Below are 17,292 nucleotides of genomic sequence, written 5' to 3'. Positions count from 1 at the left end.
ACGGCGTCGGGCGCTCGGTAGGGTGGGCCGCATGTACGGCTACGACCAGACTCCGGGCGCCCAGCAGCAGGGCTATGCGCAGCAGCCCCCGCCCCAGCAGGGCTACGCGCAGCAGCCGCCGCTGTACCCCGAGCCCTCGCCGCCGTCGCTCGCCGACGCGGTGCGGGCCTTCACGACCGGGTCGCTGTCCGCCGAGGACTTCCAGCAGATCTTCGCGACCTCGAAGGTCTACTGTCCGCGCGGCGACACCCCGGGCTTCCTGGCGTTGCACAACACGCAGCAGCCGGTGATCCCCATGTTCACCACGCTCAAGGAGCTGCGCCAGTACGCCGGCAAGGAGTCCAAGTACTTCGTGATCACCGGCGCCGAGGTGATCGATCTGCTGCCGACCGGCTACGGCTTCGTCCTCGACATGGAGGGTGACCACCGGATGGTGTTCGACGCGAAGGCCGTCGAGCAGATGGTCGACTTCGCGATGCGCCGGATGTACGGCTAGCCCGGCCCTCCCCACGCCTCGCATCGGCCCGTCCCGGCACCGCCGGGGCGGGCCGGCGTCGTCGCGGGCTCAGGAGCGGTGCGCGGCGCGGCGGCGCCAGGCCAGGGCGGCGGCGGTGCCCAGCAGGAGTGCGGGTACGGCCCAGGCCCAGAGCAGGTCGAGGTCCGGGCGGTGGGCCAGGCTCTGCCGGACGCCGGCGAAGGCGACGACCAGGACCACGTAGCCCGTGCCCTCGCCGCCCTCGGTGACCGCCGCCCAGCGGAGCAGCAGGCAGCCGACGAAGCAGAACGCGCTCCAGGTGGCGAGGTACGCCCACGGGGAGCCGGGCTGCGGCGACAACGGCATGCCGGTCGACGCCCAGCGGAAGGCGGCGTAACCGGCGCCGAACAGGCAGGCCGCGGTGACGAGGGACCACAGGAGCGCGGAGAGCACCGGTGAGCGGCGTTCGTCGGGCTCGTCGCGCCGATCGGGCTCGTCGTGCTTGTCGCTGCCGGAGTTCTCGGCGTGCCCGGCGTGCCCGGCGTGCCCGGCGTGCCCGGCGTGCTCGGCGGGTCGGCTGCCGTTCCGGTCGATGTCGTCCACGTGGTGCCCCCTCGGTCGGTCCTCGTCCTCTGCCGGTGGAAAGACTCAGGTCGGGGACTCGGGGTTGACGCGGGAATGACATCGGGCGGCGCGCTGTTCTGCGGGGTGTGGCAGAAAGTTCGAGTTTCAACTAAACTCGGCGCCAGAAGGAGGTTCCGACCATGCCTGCAGTGACTGTGGAGAACCCGTTGACGCTCCCCCGCGTCGCGGAGCCCGCCCAGGAGACCGCCGCCCGCAAGGTGCTGGCCGTCACGACCGCCCCGGGTGGTTTCGAGGGCGAGGGGTTCCCGGTGCGCCGCGCGTTCGCCGGGATCAACTACCAGTACCTCGACCCGTTCATCATGATGGACCAGATGGGCGAGGTGGAGTACGCGCCGGGCGAGCCGAAGGGCACCCCCTGGCACCCCCACCGCGGCTTCGAGACCGTCACGTACCTGATCGACGGAACCTTCGTCCACCAGGACAGCAACGGCGGCGGCGGAGTCATCAACGGGGGCGACACCCAGTGGATGACCGCCGGTTCGGGCCTCCTGCACATCGAGGCACCGCCGGAGTCCCTCGTCGTCTCGGGCGGGCTCTTCCACGGCCTCCAGCTGTGGGTGAACCTCCCGGCCACCGACAAGATGATGCCCCCGCGCTACCAGGACATCGGCGGCGGCCAGGTGCAGTTGCTGTCCACCCCGGACGGCGGCTCGCTGCTCCGCGTGATCGCCGGTGAACTGGACGGCCACGAGGGCCCCGGCATCACCCACACCCCGATCACGATGATCCACGCGACCATCACCCCGGGCGCCCAGATCACCCTGCCGTGGCGCGAGGACTTCAACGCCCTCGCCTACGTCCTGGCAGGGCGCGGTTCGGTCGGCCAGGACCGCCGGCCGATCCACAAGGGCCAGACGGCGGTGTTCGGCGAGGGCGGTTCCCTGACCGTCCGCGCGGACGAGTCCCAGGACTCCAACGCCCCGGACCTGGAGGTCGTCCTGCTCGGCGGTCGCCCGATCCGTGAGCCGATGGCGCACTACGGCCCGTTCGTCATGAACAGCAAGCACGAACTCCAGCAGGCGTTCGACGACTTCCAGGCCGGCCGCCTGGGCACCGTCCCCACGACGGCGCGCACCCGCTGACCGACCGCCCCACGCGGTCACCCCACGACGAAGGCGCCCCCGGATCCCGGGCGGCGCCTTCGTCGCGTGCGGTACCGGCGGGCGCCGGACCGGCGGGCGCCGGACCGGCGGGCTCAGGCCGGGGGCGTCTCGGGGTGCGGGGCGGGTGGGGTTTCGTAGCGGGTGCGGAGTTCCGACGCGACGCCGAAGGCGGCGGCGGTGAGGGGGACGGCGAGGAGCATCCCGAGGATCCCGGCCACGCCGGCGCCGGCGGTGATGGCCAGCATGACCACCGCCGGGTGCATCTGCACGGTACGGCTCTGGATCACCGGCTGGAGCACGTGCCCCTCCAGCACCTGGACGGCGAGCACCACGCCGAGCACCCACAGGCCGATCACCCACCCCCGGTCGGCGAGGGCGACGAGCACGGCGATGGCGCCGGAGAGGAAGGCGCCGAGGTACGGGATGTAGGCGCCGACGAAGACCAGTGCGCCCAGACCGAACGCGCCGGGCACGCGCAGGATCAGCAGGCCGATCGTGATGCAGACGGCGTCGATCAGGGCGATGAAGGTGGTCCCGCGCATGAACCCCTCGACGGCCTCGAAGGCCCGTCGGGCCATCGCCTCCACGATGTCGCCGGCCGCGCGCGGCCCCAGCGAACGCAGGGCGCCGGCGGCGCGGTCGGAATCCCGCAGGAAGAAGAAGATCAGCAGGAGCGCGAGGATCGAGGTGCCGATGACCTCGCCGACGACGCTTATGCCGGCGATCACCCCGGAGGCGGCCGTGCCGCCGAACTTGGCCAACAGCCCCTTGGCGTTCTCCGCCATGTCCTCCAACGACGTGCCGGCCGCGCCCAGATGACGGGCGAGGTCCTCGCCGGCGCGTCGCAGCGAGGCGGCGATCTGGTCGCCGGTGTCGATCAGCGCGAGGGAGACGGCGTACGAGACCCCGCCGACGAACGCCACCACCGCGAGGCAGGTCAACGCGGCGGCGAGCGACCGGTTGACCTTCATGCGGATGAGCCGCCGGTGCATCGGTCCGAGCAGGGCCGTCCCGAGCAGGGCGAGCAGCGCAGGCGTCACGGCGGTCCGGAAGGTGGCGCACAACCAGACGATCACCGCGACGACGCCGGCGACGAGCAGGAAGACGGCGCACCAGGCAGCCAGCCGCCGGACGGGCTCGGGGAGCAGGGGAGTCGACACCGCTGCATCCAACCACGCCCGGGCAGGATGTCCCGTCCGGGCGCTCACGGTCGGGGCGGGGAGGCCGTGTTCGCGTCGGGGTCGGGGGTCGTGTCCGCGCCGGGGTTCGCGTCCGGGGTGGGTTTGGACTGTTCGCGCAGTTCGAACCAGATCGACTTGCCCTCGCCGCGCGGGTCGACGCCCCACGCGTCGGCGAGCATCTCCATCAGCAGCACACCGCGTCCGCTCGACGCCATCTCGCCGGGGTGCCGCTTGTGGGGCAGTTCGTCGCTGGAGTCGGCCACCTCCACGCGCAGCCGCCTGGTTCCGGGCTCGCCCACCGCGTCCGCGACCAGCACCGCGTCGCCGTCCGTGTGCACCAGTACGTTCGTCACCATCTCGGAGACCATCAGCACCGCCGAGTCGACCTGCTCGGAGTCCGCCCAGTCGTGCAGCAGCTCCCGGATCTGTCGGCGGGCTCCCGCGATCCGGGCCGGCTCCGCCTGCGCCACGGTCAGCAGGGTGCGGCGCGACGGCGGCGCCGGGTGGGTCTGCGGGGTGCCGCAGCCACAGCCCGCGCCCTCGCGGCACAGCAGGACCACGGCTATGTCGTCCTCGCGCCGATCGGCCAGCGGGCCGGTGGTGTGGTGCGAGGACGGCCCGTGCACGGCCTGCACCAGCAGATCGGCCAGCTTCTCCAAGTGCCCGGCCGCCATGTCGCCGTCGAGGGTCCCGTCGTCCGGGGCCTCGGTCTCCAGGATGGCCCGCAGCCGGGCCCAGCCCGTGTCCAGGTCGTGGCCGCCGGTCTCGATGAGCCCGTCGGTGCACAGCATCATCGTCTCGCCGGGTTCGAGGGTGAACCGGGTCGTCGGGTAGTCGGTGTCCGGGACGATGCCGAGCGGCAGCCCGCCGGCCGTGGACCGCATCAGCACGGTGCCGTCCGTCATCCGGACCACGGGCTCGGGGTGGCCGGCCCGCGCCACCTCCAGCGTTCCCGTCCGCGGGTCGCACTCCACGTACAGGCAGGTCGCGAAGCGCGGGCTGAGGAAGTCGGTGTCGTCGTAGGACGCCGAGTCGGCCGTGTCCTGGGTGGAGCACAGCCCGGCGAGGAACCGGGAGGCCCGCGAGAGCACCGCGTCCGGTCGGTGGCCCTCGGAGGCGTACGCCCGCACGGCGATCCGCAGCTGGCCCATCAGCCCGGCGGCCCGTACATCGTGGCCCTGCACGTCCCCGATGACCAGGGCGAACCGGCCCGACGGCAGCGGGATCATGTCGTACCAGTCGCCGCCGACCTGGAGCCCGCCGCCGGTCGGGACGTACCGGGCGGCGAGGGCCATGCCCGGGATCTCCGGGCCGAGCTGCGGCATCATCGACCGCTGGAGGCCGGTCGTCAGCTCCCGCTCGGATTCCGCCACGCCCGCCCGCTGGAGGGCCTGGGCCAGCATCCGGGCCACCGTCGTCAGCACCGACCGCTCGTCCGGCGAGAAGGACACCGGGTGCTTGAACGCGGCCATCCAGGCGCCCATGGTCCGCCCCGCCACGATCAGCGGGAGGAAGGCCCAGGAGATCCGGCCGAAGTGCCGGGCCAGGGGCCAGATCGCCGGGAAGCGGAGCTTGTAGTCCTCCGGGGACGGCAGGTAGATCGCCCGTCCGGTGCGCACGACCTCCGCCGCCGGACAGTCCGTGTCCAGCTGCATCTCCGCGAAGGGATCCTCGGCCCCCGGACCGTGCCCGTGGTGCCCGATGATCGACAGCCGGTCGCCGGCCACACCGAACACGGCCAGCCCGTCGGGACTGAACCCGGGCATGGACAGCGACGCCGCCACCCGCAGCACCTCCGCCGTGGACCGCGCCTCGGCGAGCGCCCGGCCCGCGTCCAGCAGGAACGCCTCGCGGGAGCGCCGCCAGTCCCCGGTGATCGGGGTGTGCACGGCGGTGGTGCCGGGCTGCGGCTCGGCGATCTCCTGGATGGTGCCGATCAGCTCGTAGTCCACACGGCCGTCCGGGGCGCGGTTCTCCACGGGCTTGGAGCGGCTGCGCACGGTGCGCAGCACCCGCCCGTCCTCGTCCATGATCCGCAGCCGGGCTTCGGCGAGGGTGCCCTCGGCGACGGCCAGGTTCACGATGCCGTTGATCTCGTTCCAGTCCACCGGGTGGAACCGGGACCGTACGGCGACCTCCGGCAGGACCACGTGCTCCGGGGGCAGACCGAGCAGCCGGGCGGCCTCGCCGTCGAGCGTGACGGTCCCGGACCCGTTGTCCCATCGCCACAGGCCGGTCGCGATCGCGGCCAGGACATCCTCGGTACGCACTCGGTCATCTTTACAGGTGATGATCCGGGCGTGCCTGTTCACGGCCCCCGGACCCGCTTCCCGGCCGTCCCCCGCACCCCGTCCCAGGTCGCGCCCGGGGCCCGCCCGCGAGCCCCTGCCACGGGCGGCCACACGGCCGCCGGACCGGGCCGCCCCGGCCCCGCCCGCGCGGCCGGGGCCCGGACGGTAACCTGGGGACGGTTGAATCCACCCTGGTATCGCGAAGAACTGGATGACTGATGCATCGGTACAGGTCCCACACGTGCGGCGAGCTCCGAGCCTCCGACGTCAACGCCGACGTCAGGCTGAGCGGCTGGCTGCACAACCGTCGAGACCTGGGCGGCATCCTCTTCATCGATCTCCGTGACCACTACGGCATCACGCAGCTCGTGGCCCGTCCCGGCACCGCCGCGAACGAGGCCCTGAGCAGCGTCTCCAAGGAGACCGTCGTCCGCATCGACGGCAAGGTCCTCTCCCGTGGCGCGGACAACGTGAACCCGGAGCTGCCCACCGGCGACATCGAGATCGAGGTCTCCGAGGTCGAGGTGCTCGGCGCGTCCGCCCCGCTGCCCTTCACCATCAACACCGACGACGGGGTGAACGAGGAGCGCCGCCTGGAGTACCGCTTCCTCGACCTGCGCCGCGAGCGCATGCACCGCAACATCATGCTGCGCTCGGCCGTCATCGCCTCCATCCGCTCGAAGATGGTGGCCCTCGGCTTCAACGAGATGGCGACGCCGATCCTCACCGCGACCTCCCCCGAGGGCGCCCGTGACTTCGTCGTCCCGTCCCGCCTCAACCCGGGCAAGTTCTACGCCCTGCCGCAGGCGCCGCAGCAGTTCAAGCAGCTGCTGATGATCTCCGGCTTCGACCGGTACTTCCAGATCGCGCCCTGCTTCCGCGACGAGGACGCCCGCGCCGACCGTTCGCCGGGCGAGTTCTACCAGCTCGACGTCGAGATGTCCTTCGTCGAGCAGGAGGACGTCTTCCAGCCGATCGAGCGCCTGATGACCGAGCTCTTCACCGAGTTCGGCAACGGCCGCGAGGTCACCTCCCCCTTCCCGCGGATCCCGTTCCGCGAGTCGATGCTGAAGTACGGCAACGACAAGCCCGACCTGCGCGCCAAGCTGGAACTCGTCGACATCACCGACGTGTTCGAGGGCTCGGAGTTCAAGGCGTTCGCCGGCAAGCACGTGCGTGCGCTGGCCGTCCCGGACACCGCCGCGCAGCCCCGCAAGTTCTTCGACGGGCTCGGCGAGTACGCGATCTCGCTCGGCGCCAAGGGCCTGGCCTGGGTCCGCGTGGGCGAGGACGGCGCGCTGACCGGCCCGATCGCCAAGTTCCTCACCGAGGAGAACGTCAAGGTCCTCACCGAGCGTCTCGGCCTCGCGGCCGGCCACGCGGTGTTCTTCGGCGCGGGCGAGTTCGACGAGGTCTCCAAGATCATGTCCGGCGTCCGCGTCGAGGCGGCCAAGCGCGCGGGCCACTTCGAGGAGAACGTCTTCCGCTTCTGCTGGATCGTCGACTTCCCGATGTACGAGAAGGACGAGGAGACCGGCAAGATCGACTTCTCCCACAACCCGTTCTCCATGCCCCAGGGCGGCATGAAGGACCTGGAGGAGAAGGACCCGCTGGACATCCTGGCCTGGCAGTACGACATCGTCTGCAACGGCATCGAGCTGTCCTCCGGCGCCATCCGCAACCACGAGCCCGAGGTCATGCTGAAGGCCTTCGAGATCGCCGGTTACGAGGCCGAGACCGTCGAGCGCGAGTTCGCGGGCATGCTCCGCGCGTTCCGTCTCGGCGCCCCGCCGCACGGCGGCATCGCCCCCGGTGTCGACCGCATCGTGATGCTGCTCGCCGACGAGCCGAACATCCGCGAGACGATCGCCTTCCCGCTCAACGGCAACGCGCAGGACCTGATGATGGGCGCGCCCACCGTGCTGGAGGAGACCCGTCTGCGCGAGCTGAACATCGCGCTGCGCAAGCCGGTCGAGGCCAAGGAGACCGAGCCCGTCGAAAAGTCGGTCAAGCAGCACCAGTAGGACCGGCAGGCCCCGCGCGGGGCTGTACGGCTTGTACGGCTTGTGTGTGAAGGGCGGCGCCCCCGGATGTTCGGGGGCACCGCCCTTTTCCGTGGGCCGGCTGCCGGGCCACGGCCCCGTGACTCCCGAGGCCGCTGTGGCTCGTTGCGCCGCCTTCCGGGCGTCCGTGGCCCCGGCCTGCCCCCGGCGGCCCGTGCGGCGTCGCAGGGCGCACTGGGGCCCTCCACGGCCCGGGCGGGCCGGGTACGCGAGAAGGCCGCCGCCCCCCGGAGTACCGGGGGCGGCGGCCTTCTCGTACGCGCCGTCGACCTAGAAGCGGTCGAGGAGGCCCTTGAGCAGGGCCGCCGAGGTCAGCTCGCGGGGCGCGGGCCCGGCGTGGAAGAAGCCGGCGTTCTCGGCGTCCAGCTTGCGCAGGAAGTCGAAGCCCTTGCTGTCGTGGTCACCGAAGCCGACGAACTGCCAGTGGATGTCGTGCGCCGCGGCGGCGGCGATCGCCTGCCGGGCGGGCTGACGGTTGTCGGGGGCGCCGTCGACCTGGAAGACGACGAGGGCCGGGCCCGTGCCGCCGTCCTTCTGGTACCGCTCCACGACCGCCTCGACGGCCACGTGGTAGCTGGTGCGGCCCATGCGGCCCAGCTCGGCGTGACGGGCCTCGACCCAGGCGCCGTCGTGACCGTCCAGGGTGAGGTCGGCGGTGCCGTCCACGTCCGTGGAGAAGAACACCGTGTGCACGGTCGCCGCGTCGTCGAGGTGCGCGGCGAGGGCCAGCGCGTGATCCGCGAGGTGCTGGGCGCTGCCGTCCTTGTAGAAGCCGCGCATCGAGAAGGACCGGTCCAGCACGAGGTACACCTTGGCGCGCGCCCCGGCCTTGCCCTTGGCGCGCAGCACCTGACCGGCGGCCTTGTACGCCCCGGCGACCGACGCGGCCCGCCGCTTGACGGCGGCCAGCGCGACGGCCGGCCCCCCGACCCCGGCGACGACCGCCTCGACGGCGGGTGCGGGTGCGGCTTCCGCTCCGGCGGTGACGGGCTCGGCTTCGACCGCGAGCGGCTCGACGGCGACCGGCTCGGCCGCTACGGGCTCGACGGCGACCGGCTCGGCCGCTACGGGCTCGACCATGAGGGGCTCGGCTGCGACCGGCTCGGCTGCGACCGGCTCGGCTTCGACCGCGGGTGCGGCCTCGGCAACGACGGGCTCGGGCGCGACCACGACCGGTTCGACCACGACGGCCTCGACGACGGGGGCGGGCTCGATCACGACCGGCTCGACCACGGCTTCGACCACGGGCTCGGCTTCGACCGCGACGGCTTCGACCGCGACGGTCTCGGCGGCGACCGGCTCCGGCTCGGCTTCGACCGCGACGGGTGCGGCCTCGGTGACCTCGGGCTCGGCCACGGCGGCGACCGGCTCGGGCTCGACCTCGGCGGCGGGTTCGTCCACCGTCTCGGCCGTCACGGGCTCGACCTCGGCGGCCGCGGGCTCCGCCGCAACCGCCTCGGCCGCAACCGGCTCGGTAGCGACCGGCTGGGCCGCAACCGGCTCCTGAACCGCTTCGGCGGGCGCCGCCTCGGCCTCGGCCGGCGTCGGCGTCTGTTCCGGCGTCGGCGCGGCGGCCGGCTCCGCCGGGCTTCCGGTACCGGCCGAAGGCGCCGGGCGGCGGGCCTCCGGGACGGCCGGCGCCGTCATCACGGTGCCGGCTTCGCGGTCCCGCGGAGCGGACTGCGGGGGAACAGTGGGGTTGTCGAAGGACGCGGCGACCAATTCGGCCGCCGAGTCCATGGGCGTACGTTCCGTCTGGCTCGGGACGGCCGCCGATGGGGCGTCCGACGTATCCGGAACCGGTTCGGTAGACCGTCCGAACACCTTGCGCAACAAGCTCCGAATACCCATGGGCCAGGCCTTTCGCATGAGTGCGTGCGTCATTTGTCCGTGCTGCGCGGTAGATCCCTGCCCAGAGTGGACACGTAAGGTTATCGGCCCCTTGGCTGGAACTTCGGCAGGGGCGCCTTTCGTGGCGCCAACCCTCGCATGCAACCGGAGCCCGTGGGGAACTGCCCCTCCGCCGTGCCGGGTTCACCGACCGTTCATCCCCGCGCCGCCGCATCGGCGCAACCTCCGCCTAGCGTCACGGCTGTTCGTTCCGACATGTTGTCGGCGCCGTGCACCCTCGGAGGACACCTCGTGCGCAAGCTTCTGCCGCTCCTCGGCAACCCGCATGGGAGCGGCCGTTCCGCTCTCACCTGCCGCTACCGCTGTGGCGACGCCTGCTTCCACGAGGTGCCGAACACCAGCGACAACGAGTACGTCGGCGACGTGATCGCCCGCGCCTACTCCCGCCGCTCGATGCTCCGGTCCGCCGCCGTCGTCACGGTGGCCACCGCCGCCGGCACCGCCGTCACGCTGGGCGGCAACGGCTCCGCCGCCAACGCCTCGCCCTCCGTCGACACCCGGGGCTCCGGTGCGGCCGGTGTCGGCGACGCCGCCCGCGGACTGCGCTTCAAGGCCGTCGCGCCGAACACCGACGACAAGGTCACCGTCCCCGAGGGCCACGAGCAGAACGTGGTCATCCGCTGGGGCGAGCCCATCGTCAAGGGCGCCCCGGGCTTCAACCCCGACAAGCAGACCGCCGCCGCGCAGGCCGGCCAGTTCGGCTACAACAACGACTTCCTGAGCCTTCTCCCGCTCGGTGACGACTACGAGCGTCGGCAGCTGCTCGTGGCCAACCACGAGTACACCGACGAGAACCTCATGTTCAAGGCGTACGACCCGGCCAACCCGACCCGCGAGCAGGTCGAGATCGCCTGGGCCGCGCACGGCCTCTCCGTCGTCGTCGTGCAGGAGGACCACCGCAGCGGCAAGCTGACGGCGGTCTCCCGGCACCAGCTCAACCGGCGTCTCACCGCCACCAGCGAGTTCAGGCTGACCGGCCCCGCGGCGGGCTCGGAGCTGCTGAAGACCTCCGTCGACCCGACCGGCACGAAGGTGCTCGGCACCCTCAACAACTGCGCCGGTGGCACCACCCCGTGGGGCACCACCCTCCACGGCGAGGAGAACTTCAACCAGTACTTCGCCAACGCCGGACAGGTCACCGACCCGACCGAGGCCGCCCGACTGAAGCGCTACGGCATGACCACGGGCGCCACCGAGCGCAAGTGGGAGCGGTTCGACAAGCGCTTCGACACCGTGCAGGAGCCCAACGAGTCGCACCGCTTCGGCTGGGTCGTCGAGCTCGACCCGTACGACCCGACGTCCACTCCGCGCAAGCGCACCGCGCTGGGGCGCTTCAAGCACGAGGCCGCCCAGCCGCGCCTGACCGAGGACGGCCGCCCGGTCGTCTACATGGGCGACGACGAGCGCTTCGACTACTTCTACAAGTTCGTCTCGTCGAAGCGGATGAAGAAGGGCGGCTCGCGCGCCGCGAAGGAGCACAACCTCACCCTCCTCGACGAGGGCACCCTGTACGTCGCCAAGCTGACCGGTGACTCGCCGGCCGCCGAGATCGACGGCACCGGCAAGCTCCCCTCGGACGGCCAGTTCGATGGATCCGGCGTCTGGATCAAGCTCGCCACCGGCAACGTCTCGCACGTCGAGGGCATGACCGCCGAGGAGGTGTACGTCTTCACGCGGCAGGCCGCCGACAAGGTGGGCGCCACCAAGATGGACCGTCCCGAGGACGTCGAGCCCTCCCCGCGCACCGGCCGCGTCTACATCGCGCTGACCAACAACACCGACCGCGGCAAGGCCGGCAAGGCGGGCGCGGACGAGGCCAACCCCCGCAACCTGAACAAGCACGGTCAGATCCTGGAGCTCGCCGAGAACTTCGACGACCCGGCGGGCGACGGCTTCGCCTGGCGGCTCTTCCTGGTCGCCGGTGACCCCAACGACCCGGCCACCTTCTTCGCGGGCTTCCCGAAGGACAAGGTCAGCCCGATCTCCTGCCCGGACAACGTGGCCTTCGACCCGCACGGCAACCTGTGGATCTCCACCGACGGCAACCAGCTCGGCTCGCACGACGGTCTGTTCGGCGTCGCCACGGCCGGTGAACGCCGCGGTGAGTTGAAGCAGTTCCTGACCGTGCCGCGCGGCGCCGAGACCTGTGGCCCGCTGATCCAGGACAAGCGAGTCCTGGTCTCCGTCCAGCACCCGGGCGAGATCGACGGCGCGTCCGTCGAGAAGCCCCAGTCGGTGTGGCCCGACGGCCCCGGCAAGATCGTCCGCCCGGCGGTCGTGTCGGTCTGGCGCAAGGACGGCAAGAACATCGGCGTCTGAACCGGCCCGGTCGACCAGGGTGTGAACCGGCCCACTGGTCAGCCCAGTTGATCAGCCGGGTTGGTCCGCCTGGTTGGTCAACCGATGGATCAGGCGGGCGACCGGTCGGGTCGACGGGCCACCCGGTGACGGCGGGGGATGTTTCACATGAAACATCCCCCGCCGTCCGGTGTTTCACGTGAAACATCTCCTCGTCCCGTTCAACTGTCCGCGACCAGACGCCCGACGGGCAGGCGCAGGGTGGTCTCCGCGCCCCCGTCGGGGGCGTTGGCGAAGGTCAGTTCCACCTCCAGCACCGCGGCCTGACCCGCCGCGATGGTCAGTCCCAGACCGTGCCCCCGGCCCCGCCCCGGGTCGCCCGTGCGGAAGCGCTGCGGGCCCTGCTCGATCAGTTCGGGCGGATAACCGGCCCCGTGGTCGTGGATCACCACCACCGGGCCCTCGACGGACACCTCGATCGGCGGCTTCCCGTGCTTGTCGGCGTTGACCAGCAGGTTGGCCAGGATCCGGTCGAGGCGGCGCCGGTCGGTGAGCACCACCGTGTCCCGGACCACCCGGACCGTGACGGGCAGCCGGGTGCCCGCGGCGGCCCGCCGGACGGCCCGGCCCAGTTCCACCTGGGACAGCTCCGCCTGTTCCACTCCCGCGTCCAGCCGGGAGATCTCCAGCAGGTCCTCGGTGAGCAGGTGCAGGGCCCGAAGCCGGTCGTTGATCATTTCCTTGGGGCGGCCCTCGGGCAGCAGTGACGCGGCGGCGAGCGAGCCCGTCAACGGGGTGCGCAGTTCGTGTGCGACGTCGGCCGTGAACCGTTTCTCGGCCTCCAGCCGTTCCTGGAGCGACCCGGCCATCGAGTCCAAGGCGTGCGCGACGTCGCGGACCTCGTCGTGGTGGCGGGTGTTCCGGGGATCGTCCGGGTCGGCGGGGAGGCCCACCCGGGCGTCCAGGTCGCCGGCGCTGATCCGGCGGGCCACGGCGGCGGTGGTCGCCAGCCGCCTGCTGATCCGGTCGGCGAGGAACAGGCCGGCCAGTGCCACGATCCCGGCGGCGAGGGCGGCAGAGGCGAGGATGGCGGTGTCCAGGTCGCGCAGCCGCCGGCGGGTCTGGTCGAAGGGGAGCCAGACGGCCAGGACCTTCGTGTCGGCGGGCCCGGCGCCCCACATGGCGGGTTCGCCGTCGTGCTTGCCGACCATGCTCCCGGTCTCCCCGCGCGCGACGAGCTTGCGCAGGGGTCCGGGAAGCTCGGGCGGGTCGATGACCACGTTCACGTCGCCGTGCACGGTGCCGTACTGGTACTGGTTGACGGCGTCGTCCAGGTCCCGGGTCACGTCCTTGCGGACCTCGCCGACGACCTGTCCGGCGACCACGTTGTGCACGAGGATCCCGAGCACGGCCGCCACCGCGCAGCACACCGCCGTGGTGGTCAGGGCGATCTTCCAGCGCAGACTGCTCGTCACCCGCATCCGGCCCGTCCCCTCAGCCCCGGCTCGGGGGGCAGCCGGTCGAGCCGTCCTTGGCGGTGGGGCACTCGTCGAGGGTGAGCTGGGACAGGTTGAGGATCTTTGCGTCGGGGTCCCACACGTAGTCGGAGACGGAGACGTACTTGGGATTCGACGTCGGTTCGCGCACCGCGAGGTGTTCGGCGGCGACCTCCACGTCCTCCAGCACTCCGCGCCGGTACAGGATCCGGGCGATCGCCCCGTCGTCCTGGACGGTGTAGACGCGCAGTTCGCTGTTCCGGCCGTCGAGGTCGAGAGCGGTGATCAGTTCCTCCCGGCCGTTGCCCGTCACGTCCTGCAGGACGGGGGGCCGCATCGGGCAGTCGGGGCCCCCGTCCACAGCCTGTGTGCAGAGCGCCAGCCGCTGCGGGGCCCGAGGGTCGACGAGCCGTCCGGTGCCGCCGTCCTGCCGGGCGGAGGCGGTGACGTCGGCCCGTACGACGTCCAGCGGGTTCACGCCGCGCATGTCGGGTCCCGGGGCCTTGGGCAACCCCGGGACCACGGTGGCGGTGCCCGGCTTCTGGTCCGCCGCGGGCGGCGCCGGGTGGATGTTCTTCCACAGGGTCTGCGGGGCGTGCACGACGCCCAGGTCACCGTCGCTCTGCAGCCCCTCCACGTCGGAGCACCCGGCCGACACCGCGAGCAGGGCGGCGAGGACGGGGAGGGCCAGGACGCCGCGGCGCCGGCCGCGCGGGACGGGGGACCTCATGGGGCGATGCTCCCCCGGAGGAGGAGCACCGGCCCGGGCACGGACCCATTCGGGGGACGGGGCCCCGCGCCCGCCGTCAGTCGGCAGGAGCGGCGATGGCGCGGGCCGCGGCGATCTCCTGGTGGACGGGCGCCAGCACGGAGTCCTCCCTGCCCAACGGGGCCGGGCCGCCGCGCACCGCCGCCGGGGTCCGGCTCGCGCGCACCCCCTCGGCCAGTCCGCGCAGTTCCCGCACGGCGGCCGCGACCTCGTCCCCGTCGGGGGCGTCCGCGCCGTGGTTGACGCGCACCCGGGCGGCGGTGGTGGCGTCGACGATCCGCTCCACGGCCACCACCAGCGGCCACCACGCGGCGGCCCGCGCCCCCGTCGGCGGCGGCTCGGTCAGCGCCCGCTGGAACTCGGTCCGTACGCCCGACAGGTCCCGGTAGATCCGTCGGCGGGCCTGGAGCCGGGCGGTGCGGGCGGCCCGCTGCTCGGCCTCCGTGTCCGGACGGTCGGCGGCGAACGCCCGCTCCACGTACCGGGCGGCGTCGTCCACGGTGTCCGCGAGCCGGTCCCCGATCCGGGTGTGCCAGCTCTCGGGCCAGAGCAGGTACCCCGCGACCAGCGTGATGGCGCAGCCGATCAGGCTGTCCAGCAGTCGGGGCCGGATCAGGTCGAAGCCCTGGTGGTTGAGCAGGTCGGACAGCAGCAGGATCACCGGGGTGATCGCGGCGGTCTGGAAGGCGTACCCCTTGGCGGAGAACGCCGGGATCAGCGCGGCCAGCACCGCCATCACCGGCACGTCCCACCAGCCGCGCGGCACCTCGGCCAGCACGGCGGCGGCGAGGACCAGCCCGACGGCCGTCCCCAGGGCCCGCAGGACGGCCCGGGAGAACACCGAGCCGAAGTCCGGCTTGAGGACGAAGGTGACGGTCAGCGCGACCCAGTACGAGCGCTCGATGGGGATCACCGAGACGAGCACCTGCGCCAGCCCGATGCACACGGCCAGCCGGATGCCGTACCGCCAGGAGGCCCGGGAGAACATCATGTCGCGGACCGCCCGCCGGGCCCTGATCCCCAGCGCGGCCGGTCTTCCGAGCCGGTCGTCCACGTTGTGCATCCGCGGCTCGGCGAGGTGCACGATGGTCGCCGCGTGCCGCAGGGCCGCGTCGATGGCGCGTTCGGACTGGCCGTGCGGCGGGGGCAGGTCCAGTACGGGCGTCCCGGTGCGGCCGTCCTCGACGGCCGCCGCCAGTTCCCTCACGGCGGCCGGGATCTCGGGCGGCAGCGGCCGTCCCCGCAGGTGAGCTGCGGGCGCCCCCTCGACGAGCGGGATCAGCACGTTCAACTGGGCCAGCATCCGCACCAGCGACGGGCTGCGCCCGTGCACCAGCGCCCGCCGGCCCAGGACGAGGTCGTAGGCCTGGTTCAGGGCCTGCGTGACCTCCCGGCGGCGATCCTCGTAGTCGGGCCCGCCCGCCGCCTCCAGGGTGTCCGCCAAGGCCCGGTATCCGGCCGCGACGGCGACCCGTTCGGGTTGGCGCCCACGCAGGGGCCAGCCCGCCAGGCTGAGCGCCAGCACGAACAGTCCGCCGGCGCTGAGCAGCAGCGGCGCCGTCCACCAGGGCTTGGGCATCGGCAGGCCGGCGCCGACCACGGCGTTCAGCAGGAGCAGCAGACCGGACACGGAGGCGACCGTGCCGATCGAGGAGATCATTCCGGAGACGAGGGCGATCAGGGTGAGCACGGCGACGGCCAGCCAGCCGTGCCCGAAGACGAGGGTGCCGACGGCCACCCCGACGGCGCCGAAGAGCTGCGGCACGGCGATGTTGAGGACGCGCATCCGATACGCGTCGGCGGTGTCGCCGATCACCCCGGACAGGGCGCCCATGGAGACCAGGGCGCCGTATTCCGGTTCGTCCAGCGCGAAGCCCACGGCCAGGGGGACGGACAGGGCGATGCCGGCGCGCGCGACGGCGGCCCACGGGACGGGGGCGCTGCTCGGGCGCAGCCCGTTGAGGAGCCACGAGGGCGGGGTCAGGGGGATCTGACGGGCCCGGGAGTGCCCGGACCTCATGTGCTCGGTGCGTCGTTCGGTGGTCATTCCCGCTTCCGTGCCGCCGCTCGCGAATCGGTTCTTCTGTGGAGTTCCCCGGTCGTCTGCCCATTTCTCCGCAGGTTCCGCATCTTCCGAGCTTATGGCGTGCGGCGCAGCCGTCCCGCGAGCCAGGCGCCGAGCGCGGCCGCGAGTCCGATGGCCAGCACCACCCAGGCGGTGGTCCGCAGGAACGCGGTGAGCGCGTCGTACACCGCCCCGGCGGCGGGCCGGTCGATGTCGGCCGGCAGGTCCTCCAGGGTGAGACGTCGGCACCATTGCACCGCGAGCCACAGCAGCGCCGCCCCGACCGCCAGCCCCAGCCCGGTGGCGACCACGGCCCGCCGGCGCGCGGCGGCGACCGCGATCGCCGCCGCGGCCAGCAGCAGGGTCAGGAGGGGAAGCCACACCCCGGCGATCTGGAGCATGCGAAATCCCTTCCGTAGGGCGCCCAGGTCGTCGTACTCCATGACCTCGACGGAGACGTGGGTCACCGGGATCCGGTCCGCGAAGGGCACCCCGTTCTCGACGAGTTCCCCCTTCACCCGGGCGATCACGGGCGCGAGGTCGATGGTGACGGCGTCCCCGTCGCCGGTGGTGAGGGCCTTGAGGAACGCGGCGTGCGCGGCGCGGTTGGCGGCGTCCCAGGCCGTCCGGTAGGCCGGGGTCCCGGAGAAGGACTGCAGGGCCTCGCCGAGGAGGGCGTCCACCCCGCCCTGGAAGGGGCCGGCGTCGATCTGGCCGGCGAGTGCGCGGGTGGCCTGGGTGACGACCACGCCCCGCACGGCGGGGTCCTCGGCGAGCGGGGACATGGCGGCGGTGTACCGGTCGGCGTCGCCCAGCTCGCGGTCGGCCCAGTACGCGACCGCGCTCGCGGGCACCAGCAGGGCCACGAGCACGATCAGTACCGTCGACAGGAAGGTGCGCACGTCACCAGGGAATGCCGCGGCGGTGCGGCCCGCGAGCGTTGTTGCTGCGAGCGGGTGGCGGGCGTGAACGGACCGGGCGGGGCCCCGCGGGGC

General features: G+C 72.6%; 12 protein-coding genes. 4 read left to right on the top strand and 8 right to left on the bottom strand.

What is annotated here, in order from left to right:
- The first annotated feature begins 31 nt into the window (after positions 1 to 31).
- Positions 32 to 496 (top strand): SseB family protein, encoded by a 465-nt coding sequence (locus OTB19_RS08290; protein WP_053675664.1) that lies wholly within the window; start codon positions 32 to 34, stop codon positions 494 to 496.
- Between the two features lie 69 nt (positions 497 to 565).
- On the opposite strand, the gene OTB19_RS08285 is transcribed toward OTB19_RS08290, so the two are convergent.
- Positions 566 to 1,078, bottom strand: coding sequence for a hypothetical protein (locus OTB19_RS08285; RefSeq protein ID WP_267797385.1), 513 nt, complete (start codon positions 1,076 to 1,078; stop codon positions 566 to 568).
- A 161-nt stretch (positions 1,079 to 1,239) separates the two neighbouring features.
- On the opposite strand from OTB19_RS08285, the gene OTB19_RS08280 reads away from it, so the two are divergent.
- Positions 1,240 to 2,202: a pirin family protein gene (locus OTB19_RS08280; RefSeq protein WP_053675668.1), complete on the top strand. Its 963-nt coding sequence runs from the start codon at positions 1,240 to 1,242 to the stop codon at positions 2,200 to 2,202.
- 113 nt (positions 2,203 to 2,315) lie between these two features.
- Here OTB19_RS08280 and OTB19_RS08275 read toward each other — a convergent pair whose 3' ends face one another.
- Positions 2,316 to 3,383 (bottom strand): AI-2E family transporter, encoded by a 1,068-nt coding sequence (locus OTB19_RS08275; RefSeq protein ID WP_324290509.1) that lies wholly within the window; start codon positions 3,381 to 3,383, stop codon positions 2,316 to 2,318.
- Between the two features lie 44 nt (positions 3,384 to 3,427).
- Positions 3,428 to 5,674: a SpoIIE family protein phosphatase gene (locus OTB19_RS08270; protein ID WP_267797383.1), complete on the bottom strand. Its 2,247-nt coding sequence runs from the start codon at positions 5,672 to 5,674 to the stop codon at positions 3,428 to 3,430.
- A gap of 239 nt (positions 5,675 to 5,913) precedes the next feature.
- On the opposite strand from OTB19_RS08270, the gene aspS reads away from it, so the two are divergent.
- The gene (gene aspS, locus OTB19_RS08265; protein WP_267797382.1) at positions 5,914 to 7,719 is read left to right on the top strand and encodes an aspartate--tRNA ligase; all 1,806 of its coding nucleotides are present in this window, start codon (positions 5,914 to 5,916) and stop codon (positions 7,717 to 7,719) included.
- A gap of 309 nt (positions 7,720 to 8,028) precedes the next feature.
- Here the strand turns inward: aspS and OTB19_RS08260 are convergent, their stop codons facing one another.
- The gene (locus OTB19_RS08260) at positions 8,029 to 9,498 is read right to left on the bottom strand and encodes a VWA domain-containing protein (RefSeq protein ID WP_267797381.1); all 1,470 of its coding nucleotides are present in this window, start codon (positions 9,496 to 9,498) and stop codon (positions 8,029 to 8,031) included.
- A gap of 402 nt (positions 9,499 to 9,900) precedes the next feature.
- On the opposite strand from OTB19_RS08260, the gene OTB19_RS08255 reads away from it, so the two are divergent.
- Complete coding sequence (locus OTB19_RS08255; RefSeq protein WP_267797380.1) at positions 9,901 to 11,988, top strand: PhoX family protein; 2,088 nt, start codon at positions 9,901 to 9,903, stop codon at positions 11,986 to 11,988.
- Between the two features lie 200 nt (positions 11,989 to 12,188).
- Here OTB19_RS08255 and OTB19_RS08250 read toward each other — a convergent pair whose 3' ends face one another.
- The 4 genes from OTB19_RS08250 to OTB19_RS08235 all read right to left on the bottom strand — a co-directional run bounded on the left by OTB19_RS08250 (position 12,189) and on the right by OTB19_RS08235 (position 17,199).
- Positions 12,189 to 13,448 (bottom strand): sensor histidine kinase, encoded by a 1,260-nt coding sequence (locus OTB19_RS08250; protein ID WP_267797379.1) that lies wholly within the window; start codon positions 13,446 to 13,448, stop codon positions 12,189 to 12,191.
- 13 nt (positions 13,449 to 13,461) lie between these two features.
- Positions 13,462 to 14,193 carry a hypothetical protein gene (locus tag OTB19_RS08245; protein ID WP_267797378.1) on the bottom strand — a complete coding sequence of 244 codons (732 nt, stop codon included), beginning with the start codon at positions 14,191 to 14,193 and terminating at the stop codon, positions 13,462 to 13,464.
- A gap of 76 nt (positions 14,194 to 14,269) precedes the next feature.
- Positions 14,270 to 16,252: an FUSC family protein gene (locus tag OTB19_RS08240; RefSeq protein WP_267797419.1), complete on the bottom strand. Its 1,983-nt coding sequence runs from the start codon at positions 16,250 to 16,252 to the stop codon at positions 14,270 to 14,272.
- Between the two features lie 119 nt (positions 16,253 to 16,371).
- Positions 16,372 to 17,199 (bottom strand): hypothetical protein, encoded by an 828-nt coding sequence (locus tag OTB19_RS08235; protein ID WP_267797376.1) that lies wholly within the window; start codon positions 17,197 to 17,199, stop codon positions 16,372 to 16,374.
- Between the last annotated feature and the right edge of the window lie 93 nt (positions 17,200 to 17,292).

Source organism: Streptomyces sp. H27-H5 (genome assembly GCF_026627505.1).
In the GTDB taxonomy this organism is placed as follows: Bacteria; Actinomycetota; Actinomycetes; order Streptomycetales; family Streptomycetaceae; genus Streptomyces.
The sequence above is the reverse complement of the archived record's forward strand: the minus strand, read 5'-3'. Positions and strand labels throughout refer to the sequence as shown.

What these genes read in the sequence shown, in the direction of transcription:
- OTB19_RS08290 (WP_053675664.1), top strand. Translation starts at nt 32, where the DNA reads ATGTACGGCTACGACCAGACTCCGGGCGCCCAGCAGCAGGGCTATGCG.
- OTB19_RS08280 (WP_053675668.1), top strand. Translation starts at nt 1,240, where the DNA reads ATGCCTGCAGTGACTGTGGAGAACCCGTTGACGCTCCCCCGCGTCGCG.
- aspS (WP_267797382.1), top strand. Translation starts at nt 5,914, where the DNA reads ATGCATCGGTACAGGTCCCACACGTGCGGCGAGCTCCGAGCCTCCGAC.
- OTB19_RS08260 (WP_267797381.1), bottom strand. Translation starts at nt 9,498, where the DNA reads ATGGACTCGGCGGCCGAATTGGTCGCCGCGTCCTTCGACAACCCCACT.
- OTB19_RS08250 (WP_267797379.1), bottom strand. Translation starts at nt 13,448, where the DNA reads ATGCGGGTGACGAGCAGTCTGCGCTGGAAGATCGCCCTGACCACCACG.
- OTB19_RS08245 (WP_267797378.1), bottom strand. Translation starts at nt 14,193, where the DNA reads ATGAGGTCCCCCGTCCCGCGCGGCCGGCGCCGCGGCGTCCTGGCCCTC.
- OTB19_RS08240 (WP_267797419.1), bottom strand. Translation starts at nt 16,252, where the DNA reads ATGAGGTCCGGGCACTCCCGGGCCCGTCAGATCCCCCTGACCCCGCCC.